Source organism: Sporosarcina sp. USHLN248 (assembly GCF_037144575.1).
GTDB classification, from domain to species: Bacteria; Bacillota; Bacilli; order Bacillales_A; family Planococcaceae; genus Sporosarcina; species Sporosarcina contaminans.
Window position 1 is genome coordinate 1 of the sequence record NZ_JBBCZC010000090.1, and the last position, 2033, is coordinate 2033.

The following is a 2033-nucleotide window of genomic DNA, read 5'->3' on the forward strand; positions in this document are numbered from 1 at the left end:
AGCTGGCGTCCTGGCTCGGAAGTCATGCCCGTAGAGGCTCGCTGTCAAGTCGCAACTGCAAACGCAGGCAGACCTTAAAACTTTTGTGCAGTTTAGTGTTGACAATCCAAAGTACGTAGTTTTTAAAGGTGAGATAAAGGCTAATGAAGTATTACAATGAAAGAGGTGAACTAAACCATTTTTTTATAGCATCGAAGAATCTAGTAAAACGAATGAGGTATGGTTCATTATCTAATGAAAAACATGCAAACCAAAAAAGCCCACCCCATTAGGTAGACCTTAATATCAAAACCTTTTACAATTTACCGTCTTAGTACTAAATGAGGTTTATAGATAGCTCTTATTTTGCTTGCGCGAACCAGACTTTTTTAAATTCATATTATACAACAAGAAAACATTCATGCCCGAATAACCGCTCTCAAGCAGTGACATCTATACTTCTTATCTTTCAAAAAATAAAGAAGGTGGACATAATTCAGAACTCCAAGTATCTAGATTTATTGTCTAAACTCGGTATTGAGGGTGCACATCCTGGTGGTATTAATCTAACAAAGGAAATATTCAAGAGGGAGGACATAAACAGAAATTCTCACATTTTAGATGTTGGGTGCGGCACTGGCCAAACTGCTGCTTATATAGCTTACAGATATGGAGCAAAAGTAACTGGCATCGATATCAATCCAACAATGGTTGCAAAGGCTAAAATGAGAATGAAAAAAAAATCAATTACCGGTAACAATTATGCAATGCTCAGTTGAGAAAATCCCTTTACCAGATAATCATTTTGATTTTTTTGCTTCGGAATCTGTTCTTGCTTTTGTAAATAAGCCAATGGCCCTTAAAGAAATCTTTCGTTTATTGAAAAGTGGCGGTCGCTTCATTGCTATTGAACAAACGATTAACGGGCGACTTAAGGAAAATGAGGAAAACGAAATTAAACAATTTTATGGATTTGACTCCCTCTCTATGGAAAAAGATTGGATGGCATTATTACAACAGGCGGGTTTTGATCGTATTCGCATAGAAGAAAATACATCCATTGAGTCAGTACCTGATATACCTTACGCAGATGAGTTAGAAGCTGAGCTTTATGAAATTATGGATAAACATTCTGACATGATGACGAGGTATAAAGAGATATTGGGCTATCGAATTTATTCATGTACCAAATAAGTTGGGATTTCTTGCTATTTCCATTCTCTTCTTGATATTTCAACGTTTTATGTGGTTCTAATTAATACTAGGAAATTTGTAATACCTCTGGTTGGATTATGTATGCGATTGTAAAAGCCACTGACATTAACCCTATAATCATAAATCCAATACAATATACCCAACATGTTTTAAAAGATAAGCGTTTGATGATCTAATGTATTTGATAGAATAAAATGTTGGAGATTTTATTAATTTGAATTCTCCACCCGATAAATCCGGTCTACGCCACATTAATAAACCAATAATGAAAAAAACTAGTGAAATCACAGAAAACAGTATTGTATTCCAAAAATCCATGTATTATTTCCCTTTCCTGTACGTAATTTTGTATATTAAAGTTGCATAAGAATGTTAGGTAAGAACCTCGTTTAGTAATGATGAGGCTTTCCATGTTGCAAATGAAGTTTTAGCCTAAGAATACAATGGTAAATACCGGCATTCACGGAAGGATATATTATACTATAGATAATAATTAAGGAGCGGATTCATATGATGATCGTAACAACTGAGAATATTGCTAATCACCAAGTTACAGAAGTGTTAGGTCCAGTATTTGGTTTAACCGTAAGAGCAAGAGGGATTGGCAAAGATATAGTTGCTTCTCTTAAGGGGTTAGTCGGTGGAGAAATCAACCAGTATACGGAAATGCTTGAAGATGCTAGAAAACAAGCAATGGATCGTATGGTGCAAAATGCTACAGCAATGGGTGTGTAGTGCAAAATAGAAGTACAGAGTTTTGAAGAGGAAAAGTACATAACGTTGCAACACAAGTTTTAATAAAAAAAGGCTTGCCAGCCTTCCAATATTTCTCTACTGTA

At 35.3% G+C, this 2033-nt stretch carries 2 pseudogenes; both read left to right on the plus strand.

Annotated elements, in window-relative coordinates:
* Positions 1 to 600: 600 nt before the first annotated feature.
* Positions 601 to 1173: pseudogene (locus WFH04_RS18000) on the plus strand (class I SAM-dependent methyltransferase); the annotation flags it as partial.
* A gap of 531 nt (positions 1174 to 1704) precedes the next feature.
* Positions 1705 to 1923 (plus strand): annotated as a pseudogene (locus WFH04_RS18005) (YbjQ family protein); the annotation flags it as partial.
* Positions 1924 to 2033: the final 110 nt, after the last annotated feature.